Source organism: Mariniphaga sediminis, from assembly GCF_003573545.1.
Classification (GTDB): Bacteria; Bacteroidota; Bacteroidia; order Bacteroidales; family Prolixibacteraceae; genus Mariniphaga; species Mariniphaga sediminis.
In genome coordinates this window covers 163,341-182,239 of sequence record NZ_QWET01000003.1, presented here as the reverse complement: position 1 = coordinate 182,239, position 18,899 = coordinate 163,341, and the positions used below count along the sequence as shown (strand labels likewise).

The window sequence follows — 18,899 nt, the reverse complement described above, 5'->3', positions numbered from 1 at the left end:
TTTCAAAAATAAATCCGGTAGTTAAGCATCGGGAAAAAGCCTAACTGGTAAACAGTTTCTATTTGGTCTTTACTTTTACTGTACAACTGGTTAATAGGATTTTTGTGATGGGTGATGTTTTCAATATAAAACTCCCACAGTTGCGACACCTTTTTCCCGTTGAGGCGGAACCCTATTTTTATATCGGCTTTAAAATAATCGGGGAACTGTTTTGAATAAGCCAGTTCGTCCTTATATACCGTATTAAAATTCCCCTCATCGTTTCGCGAAGCCTCCAAATCAATGGGAGTGTACCGTTTGCCACCTGCCCACACTACCTTGGCATCGAACACCAGGGCGGCATTTTCCTTAACTCTTATTTCCTTCCCCACCAGAGCATTGGCAACAAAATTTCCATTAAAAGCTGTATTTCGTTCCTTACCGTCGCTGCCAGTATATTTCGAGTCGAAAAGCGACAGTGTAGTCAAAAAATAATAATCGTTATGGTAAAATTTTTCAAGCGTAAACTCAACCCCGTAGTTCCGGCCTTCTCCTTCATTTATGAGAAGATCGCGGGTGTTCAGTCCCCAGCTCGATCCGGCATTTAACACACTGTAAGAAGAAGGAAGAGCCTCAACCGGAACATCATACAAGTACTGATAGTAGGTTTCCGTTTTCAGGCGAAGATGATCGGAAAGAAGTGCATCGAAACCAAGTACCCAGTGATGCGCCCCCGTAAAACCGAGGTTGCTGTTTGTCAACTCCACCGAGCCGTCGTTGTATATGGTTTCCATAAAATAGGTAGCCATTGTTTGCGCTTTGGAGTGCTTGCCGTAACCAAAATTCAGGCTTGTCCGGTATCCGGTTTTCCAGTTTATCCCCAGTCGGGGTTCCACTGAAATTTTGTCGTTTAGCCCAAACCACAAAAAACTTAATCCGGGCTTTATTTCAAACCTATCGGAAAATTTATAGACCAACTGCGAATATCCGCTGTATAAGGCAGGGCCTTCCGTAACCGGCTTTCTATTATCCAGTTTATAACTTTTATCGTCATATTCTTCCCATGTTTTGACATTCAGATTATAGCCAAACCGATTGACAGTGAACCCGGAGCGAGCAGAAAGCTGCCTGCTGAACTTTGTATTCAAAATGTACTTAAAAGTCAACCGTGTTTCCGTGTTATCCTCCCTGTAAAAAGGTTCAGGTTCTTCTCCCGGATCAAATTGATCGAGATCGGTAAAACCGTTTTGTCCGATGTAGGAAAGAACAAACCTGCTATATGTTTTTTCATTGTGGAACCAGGCATACTTCAACCCACTGACAAACAGGGAGGAACCTGTCTTTAAATCCATTCCTTCTTCGGTGTACATATCGGTTTCATTATCCTCACTATCTAACATGGAAATGCTGCTCTTTCCTGCCAAACCAAACCAGGTTAGCTTTCCTTTTTTAAACGGAACGTTCACCTTAAAATTTAAATCCTGGTAATACGGAACACCAGAAGTTCCGAAATTTATCCCCAATAATTCAAACACCTTCAATGTAGAGTAACGATAGTTGACCAAAAACGAGCTTCTACTTCCTTTTTTTAAAGGTCCTTCTGCGCCCAGTTCAAATCCGTTGAAACCTGCCTGACCCAGCAATTCATACTTTTCATTGTTCCCGTCTCTCATCTTCAAATCGAAAACACCGGAAAAAACATTGGTATATTCTGCCGGAAATGCGCCGGAGAAAAAATCCGAATTTCGCAGAGTATTGTTGTTCAGCATTCCAACAGGCCCGCCGGTTGTTCCCGAAGCAGCAAAATGATTCGGGTTTGGAATATCCACATCTTCGAGCTGCCAAAGTATTCCACCCGGTGTATTCCCCCGGATAATAATATCGTTTCGCTGGTCGTTGGCACCAGATACCCCGGCAAAATTCATCGCCATCCGCGCTACATCCTCCCGGCTCCCGGCATAGCGCGCCGCTTCTTCTACCGTAAATGCCCGTGCGCTCACACTGGCCATTTTATTCATCGCCTGATCTTTTCTGTAATTTCCAATTACTACCACCTCTTGAGTGGTTTCCACTTTTTCTTCCATCTCAATAAAAAGAACTGTTTCCCGTGCAGAATGAATGATAAGATTATTTATTTGCCGGTTGTGATACCCGATTGAACTTACTACTAAACGTTGACGGCCCAAAGGAACGTTTGTTAAACGAAATTCACCTTCCGGATTGGTAGCTGTGGCAGCCAATGGATCGGAACCAGTCAAAACCACATGAGCGCCCGGCAATGGCATTTGGGTTTGTTTGTCAACCACTACTCCCCGAACTACCTGTTCGTAGTGCTTATCCTCCTGGGCATAAGAATATTTTAGTGCATGAAGCAAAAAAAGAACAGAAAGTATTTTTAGTATCCTCATAATTAAACCATATTTGGGCAGGCAATATTAATATTGTTCTGAACAATGGGTATAATTTATTCGATAAAGCGACTTATTTTTTCTACAAGCCAGGATAAAAAACCTGTAATTGACACCAACAATTCTATACCCATAAATAAACTTTGAAAAATGGAATTATTCAGCGCAAGAAATGTGAGTAAAGTTTTTTCCTCGACAAAGGCATTAACCAATGTGAGCATTTCAGTAAAAGAACAAAGCATTTTTGGATTGTTGGGGCCCAACGGGGCCGGAAAAACAACCCTCATCCGAATTATAAACCAAATAACTGCTCCCGACGAAGGCGAACTTTTTCTTGAAAACAGAAAAATAACCCGTACAGATGTAGCACAAATCGGATACCTCCCGGAAGAAAGGGGACTTTACAAAAAAATGAAGGTGGGAGAACAGGCCATTTACCTTGCCCAATTAAAAGGGCTAAGTAAAAAAGATGCTTTACGAAACCTGAAACACTGGTTCGAAAAATTTGAAATGACGGGCTGGTGGAACAAAAAAGTAGAAGAACTCTCAAAAGGTATGCAGCAAAAAGTGCAGTTTGTTACGACAGTGGTACATAAACCCAAACTGCTTATTTTTGACGAACCTTTCAGTGGTTTCGACCCCATCAATGCCAACCTGCTGAAACGGGAAATTCTTCAATTACGTGAGGATGGGGCAACCATCATTTTTTCCACGCACAATATGGGCTCAGTGGAAGAATTGTGTGACCACATTGCGCTTATCAACAAATCAGTAAAAATTGAAGACGGCCCGACAGACGAAATCCGTCAAAAATACAAATCAAATATTTTTGAAATCAAATATAAAGGGGACTTCGGGCTGGTGGACAAGGCGCTGGGAAGCCGTTTCAAAGTGCTTGAACATACAGAAAATGAAAAAGCAAACCAGGTGAAGGTTCAATACCTTGACGAAGGGTCGAACAATGAATTGCTGCAGGCAATTATTCCGGCGGCAGAAATACTTGCATTTGAGGAAATTATTCCCGGCATGAACGATGTTTTTATCAAAGCAGTACAGGAATCTAACAACAAAAACGTATAAGAAATGAACAAAACAATACTGATACTCAAACAGGAATACTTAAAAAGAGTAAAGAAAAAATCGTTCATTATACTTACGCTTCTGGTACCGTTCCTGTTTGCGGGAATGTTTGCGCTCATCATCTTTTTATCGGTGAAAGATGACAAGCAGGAACGAACAATAGCTGTTTACGACGAATCGACCCTTTTTCTTGGTGAACTGGAACAGGAAGGATATACCAGATATCATTTTATTCCCAAAGAAGAATACGACAGGCTGAAAACAAACCTGAAAACAAGTAGTTTTTATGCGCTGTTGTACATTCCCGAAGACGTTTATACAAACAATGCAGCACAACTTATTTCAGAAAAACAAGTGCCGCTTGAACTGGAAGAGCAAATCTCGCGAAAACTCAGCCGGTTTATTGAGAATGATAAACGGCAAAAAATAATTGCCGAAACTGGCATTTCGGATTTGGATGACCGGCTGGCCGCCACACGCACCTCAGTCAGACTTAATACTCTCAAGGTTTCCGAGACCGGACAGGCCAGAAAAAGTTCCTCGGAAGTAGCTTTTATTGCCAGTTATGCCATGGGATTTATTATCTATTTTTTCGTTTTTATGTATGGGGCTATGGTCATGCGTAGTGTAATGGAAGAAAAGAAAAACCGGATTGTGGAAGTGATTATCTCTTCCGTTAAACCGTTTCAACTGATGTCCGGAAAAATAATCGGAACAGCACTGGTAGGGCTTACACAGGTTGCCATTTGGGTTGTTATCGGTTTGATTGCCCTGTTGGCAGTCCAAAGCTTTTTCAGCCCTGAAGTCTCACAGCAAATGGGACAAAGCCTCATGGAAAGCCGGCAGGGAATGGGACCTGCCATAGCACAGCCTGCCGGTGAACAACAGTTAACGGAAATGATGGAACTAATCGGGAACCTGAACCTTCCGCTCATCTTCTTCTCCTTCGTATTTTATTTCCTGGCCGGATACCTGATGTACAGCTCGTTACTTGGGGCGGTAGGCGCTGCTGTAGATAACGACGAAGATTCGCAACAAATGGTATTTCCCATTACCTTCCCGCTTATTCTTTCCATCATGTTGCTGTTCCCCATTGCCCGGAATCCTGAAGGACCGGTAGCCTTTTGGGGTTCCATCATACCATTCACCTCGCCGGTTGCCATGCTGGCACGGGTGCCTTACGGCGTTCCGGTATGGGAATTATTGCTTTCCATGTTTCTGCTCGTTCTGGCAACATGGGGCTCCATCTGGGCCGCTGCAAAAATCTATCGAACCGGCCTGTTAATGTACGGGAAAAAAGTAACCCTGAAAGAGCTGATTAAATGGTTAAGATATAAAAATTAAAAAATTAATCAGGTATTTTATTCTGATTTAAAAGGATTTGCTTATCTTGCAGCCGAAATGCAAAACATGACATGCCATATTACAATATGTTGCCGGGTTTCAAAACCAGGGAAGGCGTGTTATATCAATTAATCAGAAAGAAATTTAGTTAAATAGCCAAAGCTTTCCCGGGTAACCAGGAAAGCTTTTTTTTATCGAATTTAAAATAAAAAATTATGAAGGCACAGAACATTTTAGAGACCATCGGGAACACGCCCCATGTAAAAATGAACCGTCTTTTCCCGTCTGACTACGAAGTATGGGTAAAACTGGAAAAGGTCAATCCGGGGGGAAGCATTAAAGACCGTATCGCACTTTCAATGGTGGAAGATGCTGAAAAAAAGGGCATTTTGACACCGGAGTCGGTCATTATTGAACCTACCTCGGGAAATACCGGCATCGGACTTGCGCTGGTAGCTGCGGTAAAAGGATACCGGCTGATACTTACCATGCCCGAATCCATGACTCTGGAACGTCGCAGGGTTCTCAAATCATTCGGAGCTGAACTGGTGCTGACTCCCAAAGAAAAAGGTATGAAAGGCTCCATCGCCAAAGCAGAAGAGTTGGCCGCTTCTATTGAAAACTCATGGATACCGCAGCAATTTTCCAATCCGGCCAACATTGAAGCCCACAAACAAAAAACAGCAGTAGAAATTGTAAACGACTTCCCTGAAGGTTTCGATTATCTGATTACCGGTGTGGGGACCGGTGGCCATATTAGCGGGGTAGCCGAAGTGCTAAAAAATAAATTTCCAAAAATCCAGGTATTTGCAGTAGAGCCTGCCGACAGCCCGGTAATTAGCGGAGGGGATCCCGGACCACATAAGATTCAGGGAATTGGCGCAGGTTTTATTCCCGACAATTTAAAAACAGGACTTCTTGACGGAACAATATCTGTAACCCATGAAGAAGCCTTCGAATACGCCCAAAAAGCGGCAAAACTCGAAGGGTTGCTGGTAGGAATCTCCTCTGGGGCATCGCTGGCAGCTGTTGCAAAAAAAATAAAAGAACTCCCAACCGGTTCACGCATTCTCACATTCTCCTATGATCACGGAGAAAGATATCTTTCGGTAGAAGGCCTTTACTGATCAGGCACTTTCTGTTAAACACAAAAAAGGGACCGGATATCCGATCCCTTTTTTGTGTTTAATCGACTGACACTAAACTTCCAACATAAAAACATCCGGCTTTTTACTTTTATATTCCTCAATACTTTAAATTATAATTCCCTGTGTCTTGCGGGTTTCATATCCGGATATTTCGCCTTTTAAAATCAAAAGTACAATCTGAAACCTATACCATTTTCAGTAGAGCCGAAATAGAGTTCAGGTTTTACAAAACCCGTTTCTTTTTTCAGCCCTTCGTTGTAAAGTTTGACAGCAGATTGCGACTGCTTGTTATATTTTTTGGCGATAGGAATGGAAACCACAGCCAGCCCGGCTCCAATACCTGCAAGAACCCAGTTGGGATCTCCGCCGGCGAGGGCAGTTCCCAAAGGATAGCCAATCATAAAACCGCCAGCCCCGCTTACTATGGCCCCCAGCGTATATGTTGACTGCGCTTTTTTAATTTCATTGTATGCCAGCTCATTTCCTTCCATGGTTTTAACCAGTTGGCCCATCGTGAGTTTTTTACCGTTCTGATAAAATTGTTGCCCGCCAAAAACCTCTTTTATGGTTATTTCCTGACCGTTAACCATGCCTCCGATAAACAGGAGGCCAACAAATAACATTGCCATTTTTTTCATTGTGATAAACTATTTTTCGGGCATTTGGGGAGAGCCCTGGTGCCCCGGTTATTACTAATATATTCAGGGAAAAACAAAAAGGTAACCCCAAAAAACAATACATTATTGTAAACAAACATTAATTTATATCAGGACTAAATAAACAACAGATGGAGGAAGACACTATAATTAACTTATAATGAATCGTAACACAACAAAACCGCCGAATCAATCCTCATCAAACGGGTGCCGCAAATTTCAGCTACCCCTTCCAACATGCCCACCTGATTCTCACGTAAAAAATCTACATTTATGAATATGCACAGCTTTAAATCACCGGTTCGGAAACCATTGCCTCTGGAGGGAGGCCGGATATTGAAAGTAGGGTGTATTCAGGTTTCATCCGTAAAATAATGGAAGGCAGATGCAAGGCACCCCCGAGTTTTCCGGCCCAAAAAGCAACGTCGAGTCATTGTATCTAACCTGACTCACACTGCATTCATTGCATCCACAGGATTTAACCTCGAAGCTGCCCGTGCCGGCATCAAACCGGCAATAAAACCGATAACACTGGAAATTAAAAGTCCCCGGATAATATTCCCGGCAGTGAGCAAAATAGTAAATTCAGTAGCATAATTTACAACGAGCGTTCCGAAAAAAATCAGGGCCAACCCTACGATTCCCCCTATCACGGAAAGTACAACTGCTTCAAAAATAAACTCAAGCAGGATAAAGTATTTTTTTGCCCCCAGCGACTTTTGAATCCCGATAATCCGGGTTCGTTCTTTCACCGAAACAAACATAATATTAGCAATGCCAAAACCACCTACCACAATAGAAAAACCGCCAATAATCCATCCAGCCAGATTAAACACTTTAAAGAACTGATCAAACTGACTGGAAATCAAGCTTACCTCATTCAGGGCGAAATTATTCTCTTCACGGGGATTCAGTCTTCTGATGCTACGCATTGTCCCTTCCACATCAGACATAAACTGGCCCTTGCTAACGTTGGGCTTTGCTTTTACGCAAATACTTTGGTTGATATCGCGGTTTCGAACGTCCACCATATAAAACGATTTGATGACGCTGATGTGGATATAATTATCCATGCTGGTCCCAAACATATCTTGTCCGGTTCTTTTATAAACACCAATAATCTGAAACCGGAATCCCTGGATTTTGATAAATTTTCCAACCGGCTCCATTCCCGGAAACAGTTTGTCTGCAATCTCAGCTCCAATAAGCGCTACCGGAGCCCCGGCATGCATTTCGCTTTCGCTAAAATACCGTCCTCCCGAAACGTTAAGGTTCCAAACATCGAACAAATCGTAGGTGGTAGCCATCACCGTAGCGTTATCCAACTGATTTCCGGCGTAACGCACCGTACGCGAAAAACCGTAAAAAAAAGCAGCATGTTGAAAAGAAGCGCCGCGGTGCATAATTTCTTCCGCTTCTTCCATGGTAGGAACCGGACGGTTCAGGTATTTCCACCACGGATATTCTGTTTCACCTTCGGGTGGAATCCAGGGCCATTTTTGAATATAAACCATGTTACTTCCCAATGCGTTCAGGCTTTCACGTATGTAACGTTCCAGGGAATCGATAACTGTAAAAACCGAGATGATGGCAAAAATACCAATTGTAATTCCAAGCAACGACAAAAACGTTCGCAGCTTGTTTGCCCTCAGCGCGTTATAAGCAAAGGAAAAACTTTCAAAAATTAGCCTGATCAGAAGCATCTGTCTCATTCATTTTTATGAATGTAAAAATACAATTTGTCTTGATTCCGGATAAAAATTTACTCTTTCTGCAAGTACCCGGTTTATTAGTGTTAATTTTTCTTAATGATTACATATCGGATTTTGAAACGGCAGCGAAACTTTCTATTTTCAGACAAATTTCTGTTTTATAACAGGATCTGCATTGATTTTTCTATCTTTGCATACGAATTTGAAAAATGGAATAAATGGCTGATAATAAAAAAATTAAGACTGCCCTTGTCTCGGTGTATCACAAGGAAAACCTCGATGGGATCATTCAGCGCTTAAACCAGTTGAATGTAAAAATAATCAGTACCGGCGGAACGAAAAGTTTTATTGAGTCGTTAGGCGTTCAGGTAACTTCGGTAGAAAGCCTTACCGGCTATCCTTCCATTTTGGGAGGACGTGTAAAAACCCTGCATCCAAAAATTTTTGGGGGTATTTTATCGCGTCGTGATAACCAGGGCGACGTAAGTCAGTTAACTGAATATGAAATTCCGGAAATAGATTTGGTTATTGTGGATTTATATCCTTTTGAAAGCACCGTTGCGTCTGGTGCTTCCGAACAGGAAATCATCGAAAAAATAGACATCGGGGGTATTTCACTCATCAGGGCAGCAGCCAAAAATTTCAAGGATGTGATAATCGTTCCTTCCCAAAACGAATACCAGCCATTGCTCGATTTACTAAATGAAAAGGACGGTGCATCTTCCATCGAAGACCGGAAGTGGTTTGCTTCAAAAGCTTTTGCCGTATCCTCACATTACGATGCCGCCATTTTCAGCTATTTCAATGAGGGCAGCGAGGATGCTACAGAACGAATAAGTCTTAATAACGGCCATGTACTCCGCTACGGGGAAAATCCGCACCAAAAGGCCACTTTTTACAAATTTAAAAATACACCTTCGGAAGTATCGCTTGCCGGTGCAGATGTATTGCAGGGGAAAGCTCTTTCGTACAACAATATGCTCGATGCGGATGCCGCCTGGAAAGCAGCCAGCGACGCATTCCATGCTGTAAGCCACATTCAAAATAAAGTAGCCGTTTCTGTGGTAAAACACCTTAATCCATGTGGGCTAGCCGTTACAGACAACATTCTTGAATCGCTCGACCTGGCCTGGGCGGGCGATCCCATCAGTGCTTACGGAAGTATTATCTGTTTTACCAACACCGTTACGAAAGAGGTTGCTGAGTGGTTTGGGAAAAAATTTGTAGAAATCATCATTGCTCCCGAATTTACAGAGGAAGCATTGGAAATATTTGGGAAAAAGAAAAATTTACGGCTGCTGGTAGTACCGGTAAAGAAAGAGGTAACGGGAGAAAAACTGTTCCGTTCTATTAACGGCGGCATGTTGGTGCAGGATGAAGACGAAGGAATGGATACTCAATTTGAACCGGTAACAGCAAGAAAATTTGAAGAAGAAAAAATAAACCTGGCAAGATTTGGAGTTACTGCCTGCAAGCACCTGAAGAGCAACGCTATTGCTATTGTTACTCAAAAAGAAAATGGCGCTTACTGGCTTACCGGTGCCGGAATGGGGCAACCCAACCGTCTTGACAGCCTACGGCATTTAACGATGCCCCGTTTTGATATGAAGGAAGGGGTTGAACTGAAAAATTCAGTTCTTATTTCCGATGCATTTTTCCCGTTTCGCGACAGCATTGAAGCAGCCAACGAATACGGAGTAAAATACATTGTGGAACCCGGCGGCAGCATTCGGGATCAGGAAGTGATTGACGCCTGCAACGAATTTGACATTGCCATGGTATTTACAGGAAGAAGGCACTTTAAACATTGATATTTCTAATATAACAGAAGATGGGACTATTTTCGTTTTTAACCCAGGAGATTGCCATTGATCTGGGAACAGCAAACACGATAATCATCCACAATGATAAAATTGTAGTGGATGAACCATCCATTGTTGCCATCGATATGAAATCGGAAAAGATGGTAGCGATTGGAGAGAAAGCCCGGCAGATGCAGGGAAAAACACATGCCAACCTGAAAACAATCAGGCCGCTGCGCGATGGCGTTATTGCCGATTTTAATGCCGCAGAGCAAATGATCCGCGGAATGATCAAAATGATTAATTCCAAGCCGCGCATGTTTTCACCGGCTTTAAAAATGGTTGTTTGTATCCCTTCCGGAAGCACCGAGGTGGAAGTGCGCGCCGTACGTGATTCAGCAGAACATGCCGGTGGACGGGAAGTTTACATGATTTATGAACCGCTGGCGGCAGCAATCGGTATCGGACTCGATGTAGAAGCACCTGAAGGAAATATGGTGGTAGACATTGGTGGTGGAACCACAGAAATCGCCGTTATTTCTTTGGGAGGTATTGTAACCAACAAATCCATCCGCATTGCCGGTGACGATCTGACCTCCGACATTATGGAATACATGCGCCATCAGCATAATATAAAAATTGGCGAACGTACAGCCGAAGAAATTAAGATTCATGTGGGCTCAGCGCTTTCACAACTGAAGGAACCACCACCAGACTTTATAGTGCAAGGCCCCAATCAAATGACAGCGTTGCCCATTGAAGTGCCTGTTTCATACCAGGAAATTGCCCATTGTATTGAAAAGTCGATTTCGAAAATTGAAACGGCTGTGTTGGGAGCCCTGGAACAAACACCCCCCGAATTGTATGCCGACATTGTGTCGAAAGGAATCTGGCTTGCCGGCGGTGGGGCATTGCTGAAAGGACTGGACAAAAGGCTTACGGATAAAATCGGAATTCCCTTCCGGGTTGCCGATGACCCGTTGAGGGCTGTTGTCAGGGGAACAGGTATTGCATTAAAGAACGTCGATAAATTTTCATTTCTCATCAGATAACGGTCGGGAATAAAAAAACAAAATGAGAAGCCTAGTCAGGTATTTGCTGAAAAACCATGCTTTTGTGCTTTTTGTTCTGTTGGAAACCCTTGCCCTGGTAATGGTTTTCAATTACAACAGTTTTCAGAAAGCAAAATACCTGAATTCTTCCTCCCGGCTAACTGGCAATGTGTACAACATGTTTCATTCTGTTACCGGGTATTTTGGGCTGGCAGGTGTTAATGAAGAGTTGGCCGGGGAGAACGCCCGGCTGCGTACCTTACTTGAAAACCACGGAGGAAAAATTGCCGGGGTAGACACCATGTTTGTCTTTGCCGGCGAAACAAATACGGTTTTTCGTTTTGTTCCCGCTATGGTTATTAGCAACTCGGTAAACAGGCCTTCCAACTATATTACCTTAAATAAAGGAAGCAAAGACGGCATCAAACCCGACCAGGGAATTATTTCCCCCAAAGGAATTGTTGGTGTGGTAGCACAGGTCTCAGAATCCTATTCCATGGGGCTATCACTGTTAAACCGTCGTTGGAGTGTCTCCGCCAAATTGCAAAAAAGCGGGTATTATGGCTCGCTGATTTGGCAGGAAAATGATTACCGCTATGCCGGGTTAACAGAAATTCCATTGCATGTGGAAATTGCAAAGGGTGACACAGTGGTAACCAGCGGATATTCTTCTATTTTTCCGGAAGGGATACTCGTGGGGACCATTAGCAACTTCTCCCGCCCCGACGGAGATAATTATTATTCGATTGAGGTGGAACTTGCTGTCGATTTTAAATCGCTTTCTTATGTAGAAATTATTGAGAACCAGGACAAGCAGGAAATTAATGAACTCAAAAATATGCTGAGGGATGCTCCAGGTATTGATTAAATACATTACAATGTTCGTTGTACTGGTTTTAATGCAGGTACTTGTATTTAACCAGGTTCAGTTTAGCGGTTACGTTAATCCGTTTATTTACATTTTATTTATTTTGTTATTGCCCCTTAGTACTCCCCATTACCTGCTGCTATTCCTGGGCTTTTTTATCGGCCTGACCATCGATGCCTTCTCCAACAGCCTGGGCATTCATGCGGCCGCCACCGTTTTCATCGCTTTTATAAGACCGTTTGTTATCCGTTCTATCTCCAACCGGGAAGAAGACAGAAGTGAATACCCAGGCCTAAAGCAAAATAAATTTTCCTGGTTTTTATATTATACCTTTATTATGGTGTTTATTCACCATTTTATTCTTTTTTACCTTGAGTTTTTTACGTTTTCCCATTTTTTTACCACCTTCTTGCGGGTAATATTAAGTTCGGTTTTTTCCATTTTTGTAATAGTTTTAAGCCAATTTTTAATATTCAGGGAGTAAAACAGGGTGAAAAGGAGTTATGTAATAATCGGCATCTTTGTGCTCACGGGATTAATTTTTGCCGTGGGGCTTTTCAGGTTACAGGTGCTCGATCCGACCTATAAAGTTTTTGCCACCAACAACGTGCTTCGCGAAGTTGTGCAATACCCGGCACGCGGATTGATTTACGACCGGAACGGAAAACTACTTGTACACAACAAACCAGCCTACGACCTGCTGGTCACTCCACGCGAGGTAGAAACTTTCGACACGCTCTACCTTTGTAAATTGCTTGAAATCACAAAAGAAGACCTAAAAAAAAGAATAAGGGAAGCCGCTGAATATTCACGATACAAACCTTCCATTATTGTAAAACAAATCCCTCCTGAAACCTATGCAGTTTTGCAGGAGAGGCTTTACCGGTTTAAAGGCTTTCACACTCAATCGAGAACCCTGCGGGAATACAACTACCCCGCAGCAGCGCATGTGCTGGGGTATGTAGGCGAGGTAAACCAGGCAGATCTGAACCGTGACCGCTATTACAGCATGGGTGACTATATTGGGGTGGACGGGATTGAAAATTCGTATGAAGAGTGGCTACGGGGAGAGAAGGGCATAAAAAAATACCTGGTTGATGTACATAACCGGATACAGGGAAGTTTTCTTGATGGCGATGAAGATATTCCGGCAAAGATTGGGAAAAACCTGATTACCTCCCTTGATATCGATTTACAGCTTTATGCAGAAGAACTCCTTCAGAATAAAAAAGGCAGCGTGGTGGCTATCGAACCGGCCACCGGGGAAATTCTCACGCTGGCCAGCGCACCTGCCTACCACCCGGGAATGTTGGTGGGCAGGGTGAGAGGTACCAACTATACCAAACTACTCACCGATACATTAAAACCCCTTTTCAACAGGGCCCTTTTGGCGGAATACCCGCCTGGTTCAACGTTTAAAGTACTGAATGTGCTGGCAGCGCTGGAAGAAAAAACAATTAACACACACACGCATTTTTCATGTGCAGGACCGGGTTCCTCTCCCATTCGTTGTACGCACAATCATGTTTCACCCCTTAATGTGGTAGAGGCGATTCGCGAATCATGCAACCCCTTCCTGTGGAATACCTTTCGCTCCGTTTTTTCCAAGTTTCCGACCTCTGCCGAAGGATACAATGTCTGGCGCGAGCATGTTCTCCGGTTCGGTATGGGGAAAAAACTGAACATTGACCTGCCTGTCGAATCAAAAGGCAGCCTGCCGGAAGAATCTTACTATAACCGGTTTTACGGAAAAGGTCGCTGGAATGCATTAACGGTACGCTCTTTGGCAATCGGACAGGGAGAACTGGGGGTAACCCCCATGCAACTGGCCAACTTTTGTGCCGCCATTGCCAACCGTGGTTATTTTTATACTCCGCACGTAGTAAAAGAAATTGAAGAAGCCGAAATAAACAACAGGTTAAAAACCCGGAATGATGCAGGTATTTCAGCCGAATATTTTGAACCTGCTATTGAGGGAATGCAAATGGTGGTTGAACAAACAAATGCCTCGGGGTTAATGCGAATCAACGGAATTACAATGTGTGGGAAAACCGGCACCGCTGAGAATCCACATGGTTCCGACCATTCCGTTTTTATGGCTTTTGCCCCGAAAGATGACCCGAAAATTGCCATTTCGGTTTACATCGAAAATGGGGTGTGGGGTGCGCGGTATGCCGCACCAATTGCAAGCCTTATTGTGGAAAAGTACCTGACAGATTCCATTGCAGACAGTCGAAAATGGCTGGAACAAAGAATGCTGGAGGCCAATTTATTAAATCCAAATCAACCAAAATAACGTGGCAAGAAGAAACAGCCTTTGGGCAAATATCGACTGGTTTACCGTTTTCCTTTACCTCGTATTGGTTCTTATGGGATGGTTGAATATTTATTCTGCAGTTTACGACACCGAACATCACAGCATTGTTGATGTTACCCAGCGCTACGGCAAACAAATGATATGGATTGGCGCCGCCCTGCTCATCGCTTTTACCATTCTGCTCATCGAAACCAATTTTTATGTTTTTTTCTCCTACATCATTTACGGAGCCATAATCCTGTTACTCGTTGCAGTACTTTTTGCCGGAACCGAAGTGAACAACTCAAAGTCATGGCTTACACTTGGTGGTTTTGCTATTCAACCTGCTGAATTTGGCAAGTTTGCCACGGCTCTCGCTTTGGCTAAATACATGAGTTCATTCGGATTTAAACTACAACGGTTTAAGTCGCTCGTAGTAATTGGCGCAATTATTCTTTTGCCGGCTGCCCTGATATTTCTTCAAAACGATACAGGCTCGGCACTGGTTTATTTTGTTTTTATCCTGGTCTTATACCGCGAAGGACTTTCCGGGGTTGTATTGTTTTTTGGTACCCTGATAGCGCTGTTGTTCATTTTCTCACTGGTATTGTCGCCGCTTGCTTTGTATGCTTTGCTGACAGGCCTGGCTGTACTGGTGTTTCTCGCAATAAATCCGGGGCTAAAGCACTTCTTCAGAATACTCCTGTTTTTTGCTATTGCTTTTGGATTGCTGGCTGGAATTAATTTTGTGATACTGGCAGGGTACAAACCCGAACAGCTTCTGGCAGGAATGCTCCTTCTCGGAGGAGTGGCAATCTTTATTTACAGCCTCCGCATGAAACTGAAAAATTATGCTCTGGTTGCACTCGTATTCATCGGGTCGGTACTGTTTTCCATTTCGGTGGACTACACTTTCGACAATATGCTTGAACCTTACCAGCAGGCCCGTATTAATGAACTGCTCGGCATTGAGTCCGATCCTCTTGGAGTGGGTTACAATGTGAACCAGAGCAAAATTGCCATTGGCTCCGGAGGTTTTTGGGGCAAAGGATTTCTGAACGGAACGCAGACTAAATTTAATTTTGTGCCTGAACAGAGTACCGATTTCATTTTCTGTACGGTAGGCGAAGAGTGGGGCTTTGCCGGTACTGCGCTGGTAGTGCTTTTGTTTGTAACCCTGTTCATCCGGCTTGTTTTACTGGCCGAACGACAACGCTCGGGCTTCTCACGAATTTATGGTTATTCTGTGGCCGTCATTCTCTTTTTTCATTTTATGGTTAATGTTGGAATGACCATCGGGATGATGCCTGTTATTGGTATACCATTGCCCTTTTTTAGCTATGGAGGTTCGTCTCTTTGGGCTTTTACCATTCTGCTTTTCATCTTTCTGCGGCTCGATGCCAGTCGCCTTGACCACCTGTCCAATTAAAACCTAAAGTTAAGACTACCATTCGTTTTGCAGTTTATTTTCAGGAATTCCCCTGTTTTTATATATTCGCGTAACATTAATAAAATCATCATTTTTTGTTTCCTCTAATGTTCCGGCGGGAACATTATTACAAAAAAGAATGAATATTCAGTTCTTTATAAATTTTTTTGCTTATGGTGGAGTACAAATCTTTTTCTTTACACAATTTCAGGGAAATCCCTCAAATGGATTATTTATCTGAAGAACAGAAATTTGACATTGAAGTAGTTGGAACGGTTTTACCGTTCAAAACCAATAATTACGTAGTGGATGAACTGATTGAGTGGGACAATTTTGAAAAAGACCCGTTTTTTATCCTGAATTTCCCGCAGAAAGAGATGCTCGACAAGGCTGATTTCGGCACCGTTGCTTCCCTGTTAAAAAGCGGAGTTTCCAAAAAAGAAGTACAGGAAGCGGTCCGGAAAATCAGGCTGAAACTCAACCCCAACCCCGCCGGACAGGAAAGCAATGTCCCCGTTTTCGAAGGGAAAAAACTGAACGGCATACAACATAAATACCGCGAAACCATGCTGTTTTTCCCTACCCAGGGACAAACCTGCCACGCTTATTGCACCTTCTGTTTCCGGTGGCCACAGTTTGCACTCAATGAGTTCAAGTTTGCCATGAAAGAAGCAGATACCCTCATCCGTTACTTAAAAGCCAACCCGCAAATTACCGATGTCCTTTTTACCGGAGGCGATCCGGCCGTCATGAAAACCCGCTTTTTTGAAACCTATTTCGATGCGCTTGCAGAAGCAGATATTCCGAACCTGAAAAACATCCGCATCGGAACAAAATCATTGGCATACTGGCCTTACCGCTTCACTACCGACAACGATGCCGACGATCTGATCCGTCTTTTCAAAAAAATGAAAAAGAAAGGGATCAATATTGCCTTGATGGCCCACTTCAATCACCCCGGCGAATTAAAAACCAAAGCGGTGAAAGAAGCGGTGAAACGGTTGATTGCCGCCGGAGTACAAATACGCTCCCAGTCTCCGATCCTCAGGCATATTAACGCCAGCTCCGATTTGTGGGCTGAAAACTGGAAGGAGCAGGTAAAAATGGGTATTATTCCTTACTACATGTTTATTGCACGCGATACCGGAGCGCAGGATTATTTTGCTGTTTCGCTGAACAGGGCATGGCAAATCTTTCGAAGTGCCTACAACCAGGTGAGCGGAATTTGCCGTACGGTAAAAGGCCCGAGCATGTCGTGTCATCCGGGAAAGATTCAGATTGTTGGTGTTTCTGAGGTAAAAGGAGAAAAAATTTTCGTACTGAATTTTCTGCAGGGTAGAGAGTCCAGCTGGGTGGATAAACCATTCTTTGCCAAATACAACCCGGACGCTATTTGGATTGATGATTTGGAACCGGCATTCGGGGAGTCCAGCTTTTTCTTCGAAGAAGAAGCGTATTACGGGATGCAGGCATAAAAGAATTGGCTACGGCTTTTTAATTTGTATCCCGGTCTCGGTCGCTGCAAAGTCTATCATTTCGTTCATAAAAAGGGCAAAGTGGCCCTCAATGAAGTCAAAGTTTTGCCGCAAAATTTCAATGGCTGTCTCTGATTTGGGAGGAAGTGATGTGTAACGGCCCATGATTTCAAGCGATTGCTGAATCCCTTCTAACCGGGCATACGACTCCAGCCTTTTGTTTTTGATTAAAACAGGCAGAAAACCCTGCACTCTGGGGGGAAGGTAAAAAAAATGGGAAAGCAGCACTGCATGAACACGACGGGCAAACCGGGAAAGTGTTAAAGGATGATAGGCCCGCCAGTCAATGGCCAGAAAATGATCAAAAACCAGGTCGGTAACTACGCCCGAATACAGTCCAAACTCATCGCGGAATAGTTTTTTAACCTCCCTGAACAGCCTGTGTTTATCCGTAAATGAATCTATTTGACGATGAAGAAGGATACCTTCTCTTATTTTTCCGGGATACTTCAAAAAATTTTTACCCTTCACATAATCGCCGATAAAATTACCGGTGAGCAATTTCTCGTCATCTCCCGACAAATATAAATGTGCTAAAAAGTTCACCCTTCCCCTTTTAAAAACGAATGGACAAGATAGAAAACAAAATTTGAATCCTTCTTTATTTATCGCTATTTTTGTCGCGGCAAAAAGAAACCGATGAGAAAAAAAATTGTAGCATTTGGAGAGGTTGTATGGGATATTCTGCCCCACAACAAGGTGTTAGGGGGAACGCCTTCTAACATGGTTTTCCGGTGCAACTCCTTTGGCGAAAAAGGCCACCTTCTTTCGCGGGTGGGAGATGACGAACTGGGAAACGAGGCACTGGCCCGTTTACAGGAGTTGGGAATTTCTATTGCCAATGTTCAGGTCGATTCTGAATTCCCTACAGGCACGGTAAACATTACTTTCGACAACAAAAATGAGCCTGTTTTTAATGTGACCCCCGACGTGGCATTTGACCATATCGAATTCTCTACGGAAGCGCTAAAACTGGTACGCAATGCCGACTGTCTGTTTTTCGGATTACTGCCACAACGTTTTGGTATTTCAAAAAATACCATCCGTGAATTGATTAAAGAATCTCCTTCCTCTCTCAAATTTTTCGATTTAAAACTTTTTCAGCACTTCTTCAATGTCAGCGTAGTTGAAAACTTGCTATTTTCTTCCCATCTGGTCAGAATAAAGGAAAAAGAGATTGGCTTTCTAACTGAAAAACTGGGCTTACAAAACGGCGGACTGGAGAAATTTGGAGAGCAACTGGTAAATAAATACAATATCGATTTGGTTTTGATTACCCGGGGAGCAAAAGGGGTGTTCGCTTTTCATAAAAAGCAGGGAGCCTTTTTTGATTCAGGGTACCTCATTGAAATGGAGGACAATATTGGATCGGGCATGGCCTTTTCAGCAGGCTTTCTCCATTTCTTTCTGCAAAAAAGTTCGTTGCAGGAAGCACTCAATTTTGGGAATGCTGCGGGGGCGCTTAATGCCACTAAACTGGGTGCTACCTCTTATTTCGACAAACAAGATGTACTCAGTTTTATGGAAAATAGCAAAAAACAACATTCGGAGAAAGACTAAACCTTCTCCCACAAGGCGCCGGAAAAGCAG

The 18,899-nt window shown here is 43.3% G+C and carries 15 protein-coding genes; 11 read left to right on the top strand and 4 right to left on the bottom strand.

Features of this window, described 5'->3' with window-relative positions:
• Positions 1–2: 2 nt before the first annotated feature.
• A complete protein-coding gene (locus tag D1164_RS05080; RefSeq protein ID WP_119348874.1) occupies positions 3–2,387 on the bottom strand; it encodes a TonB-dependent receptor in 2,385 nt (794 codons plus the stop codon).
• A gap of 150 nt (positions 2,388–2,537) precedes the next feature.
• On the opposite strand from D1164_RS05080, the gene D1164_RS05075 reads away from it, so the two are divergent.
• The 3 genes from D1164_RS05075 to cysK all read left to right on the top strand — a co-directional run bounded on the left by D1164_RS05075 (position 2,538) and on the right by cysK (position 5,938).
• Positions 2,538–3,467 (top strand): ABC transporter ATP-binding protein, encoded by a 930-nt coding sequence (locus tag D1164_RS05075; RefSeq protein ID WP_119348873.1) that lies wholly within the window; start codon positions 2,538–2,540, stop codon positions 3,465–3,467.
• A gap of 3 nt (positions 3,468–3,470) precedes the next feature.
• Entirely contained in the window at positions 3,471–4,811 is a 1,341-nt protein-coding gene (locus D1164_RS05070; protein WP_119348872.1) for an ABC transporter permease, read from the top strand.
• A gap of 215 nt (positions 4,812–5,026) precedes the next feature.
• Positions 5,027–5,938: a cysteine synthase A gene (gene cysK / locus D1164_RS05065; protein ID WP_119348871.1), complete on the top strand. Its 912-nt coding sequence runs from the start codon at positions 5,027–5,029 to the stop codon at positions 5,936–5,938.
• Between the two features lie 185 nt (positions 5,939–6,123).
• Here the strand turns inward: cysK and D1164_RS05060 are convergent, their stop codons facing one another.
• Both D1164_RS05060 and D1164_RS05055 read right to left on the bottom strand, forming a co-directional pair.
• A complete protein-coding gene (locus D1164_RS05060) occupies positions 6,124–6,588 on the bottom strand; it encodes a hypothetical protein (protein WP_147372040.1) in 465 nt (154 codons plus the stop codon).
• 476 nt (positions 6,589–7,064) lie between these two features.
• Positions 7,065–8,327, bottom strand: a complete 1,263-nt coding sequence (locus D1164_RS05055; RefSeq protein WP_206610927.1) for an ABC transporter permease — start codon at positions 8,325–8,327, stop codon at positions 7,065–7,067.
• Positions 8,328–8,545: 218 nt separating this feature from the next.
• Between D1164_RS05055 and purH the strand changes: the two genes are divergently transcribed.
• The 7 genes from purH (at position 8,546) to D1164_RS05020 (ending at position 17,249) form a co-directional block, all read left to right on the top strand.
• Entirely contained in the window at positions 8,546–10,138 is a 1,593-nt protein-coding gene (purH, locus tag D1164_RS05050; RefSeq protein ID WP_119348868.1) for a bifunctional phosphoribosylaminoimidazolecarboxamide formyltransferase/IMP cyclohydrolase, read from the top strand.
• Positions 10,139–10,158: 20 nt separating this feature from the next.
• Positions 10,159–11,181 (top strand): rod shape-determining protein, encoded by a 1,023-nt coding sequence (locus D1164_RS05045; RefSeq protein WP_119348867.1) that lies wholly within the window; start codon positions 10,159–10,161, stop codon positions 11,179–11,181.
• A gap of 22 nt (positions 11,182–11,203) precedes the next feature.
• The gene (mreC, locus tag D1164_RS05040) at positions 11,204–12,049 is read left to right on the top strand and encodes a rod shape-determining protein MreC (protein WP_119348866.1); all 846 of its coding nucleotides are present in this window, start codon (positions 11,204–11,206) and stop codon (positions 12,047–12,049) included.
• A 10-nt stretch (positions 12,050–12,059) separates the two neighbouring features.
• A complete protein-coding gene (mreD, locus tag D1164_RS05035; protein ID WP_172594342.1) occupies positions 12,060–12,533 on the top strand; it encodes a rod shape-determining protein MreD in 474 nt (157 codons plus the stop codon).
• Between the two features lie 6 nt (positions 12,534–12,539).
• Positions 12,540–14,345: a penicillin-binding protein 2 gene (mrdA, locus tag D1164_RS05030; RefSeq protein ID WP_119348864.1), complete on the top strand. Its 1,806-nt coding sequence runs from the start codon at positions 12,540–12,542 to the stop codon at positions 14,343–14,345.
• 1 nt (position 14,346) lies between these two features.
• Positions 14,347–15,774 (top strand): rod shape-determining protein RodA, encoded by a 1,428-nt coding sequence (gene rodA, locus D1164_RS05025; RefSeq protein WP_119348863.1) that lies wholly within the window; start codon positions 14,347–14,349, stop codon positions 15,772–15,774.
• Positions 15,775–15,998: 224 nt separating this feature from the next.
• Complete coding sequence (locus tag D1164_RS05020) at positions 15,999–17,249, top strand: KamA family radical SAM protein (protein WP_241558256.1); 1,251 nt, start codon at positions 15,999–16,001, stop codon at positions 17,247–17,249.
• Positions 17,250–17,258: 9 nt separating this feature from the next.
• Here D1164_RS05020 and D1164_RS05015 read toward each other — a convergent pair whose 3' ends face one another.
• The gene (locus D1164_RS05015; RefSeq protein WP_172594341.1) at positions 17,259–17,855 is read right to left on the bottom strand and encodes an acyl carrier protein phosphodiesterase; all 597 of its coding nucleotides are present in this window, start codon (positions 17,853–17,855) and stop codon (positions 17,259–17,261) included.
• A 93-nt stretch (positions 17,856–17,948) separates the two neighbouring features.
• On the opposite strand from D1164_RS05015, the gene D1164_RS05010 reads away from it, so the two are divergent.
• Positions 17,949–18,869 carry a carbohydrate kinase family protein gene (locus D1164_RS05010; RefSeq protein WP_119348860.1) on the top strand — a complete coding sequence of 307 codons (921 nt, stop codon included), beginning with the start codon at positions 17,949–17,951 and terminating at the stop codon, positions 18,867–18,869.
• Positions 18,870–18,899 lie beyond the last annotated feature (30 nt).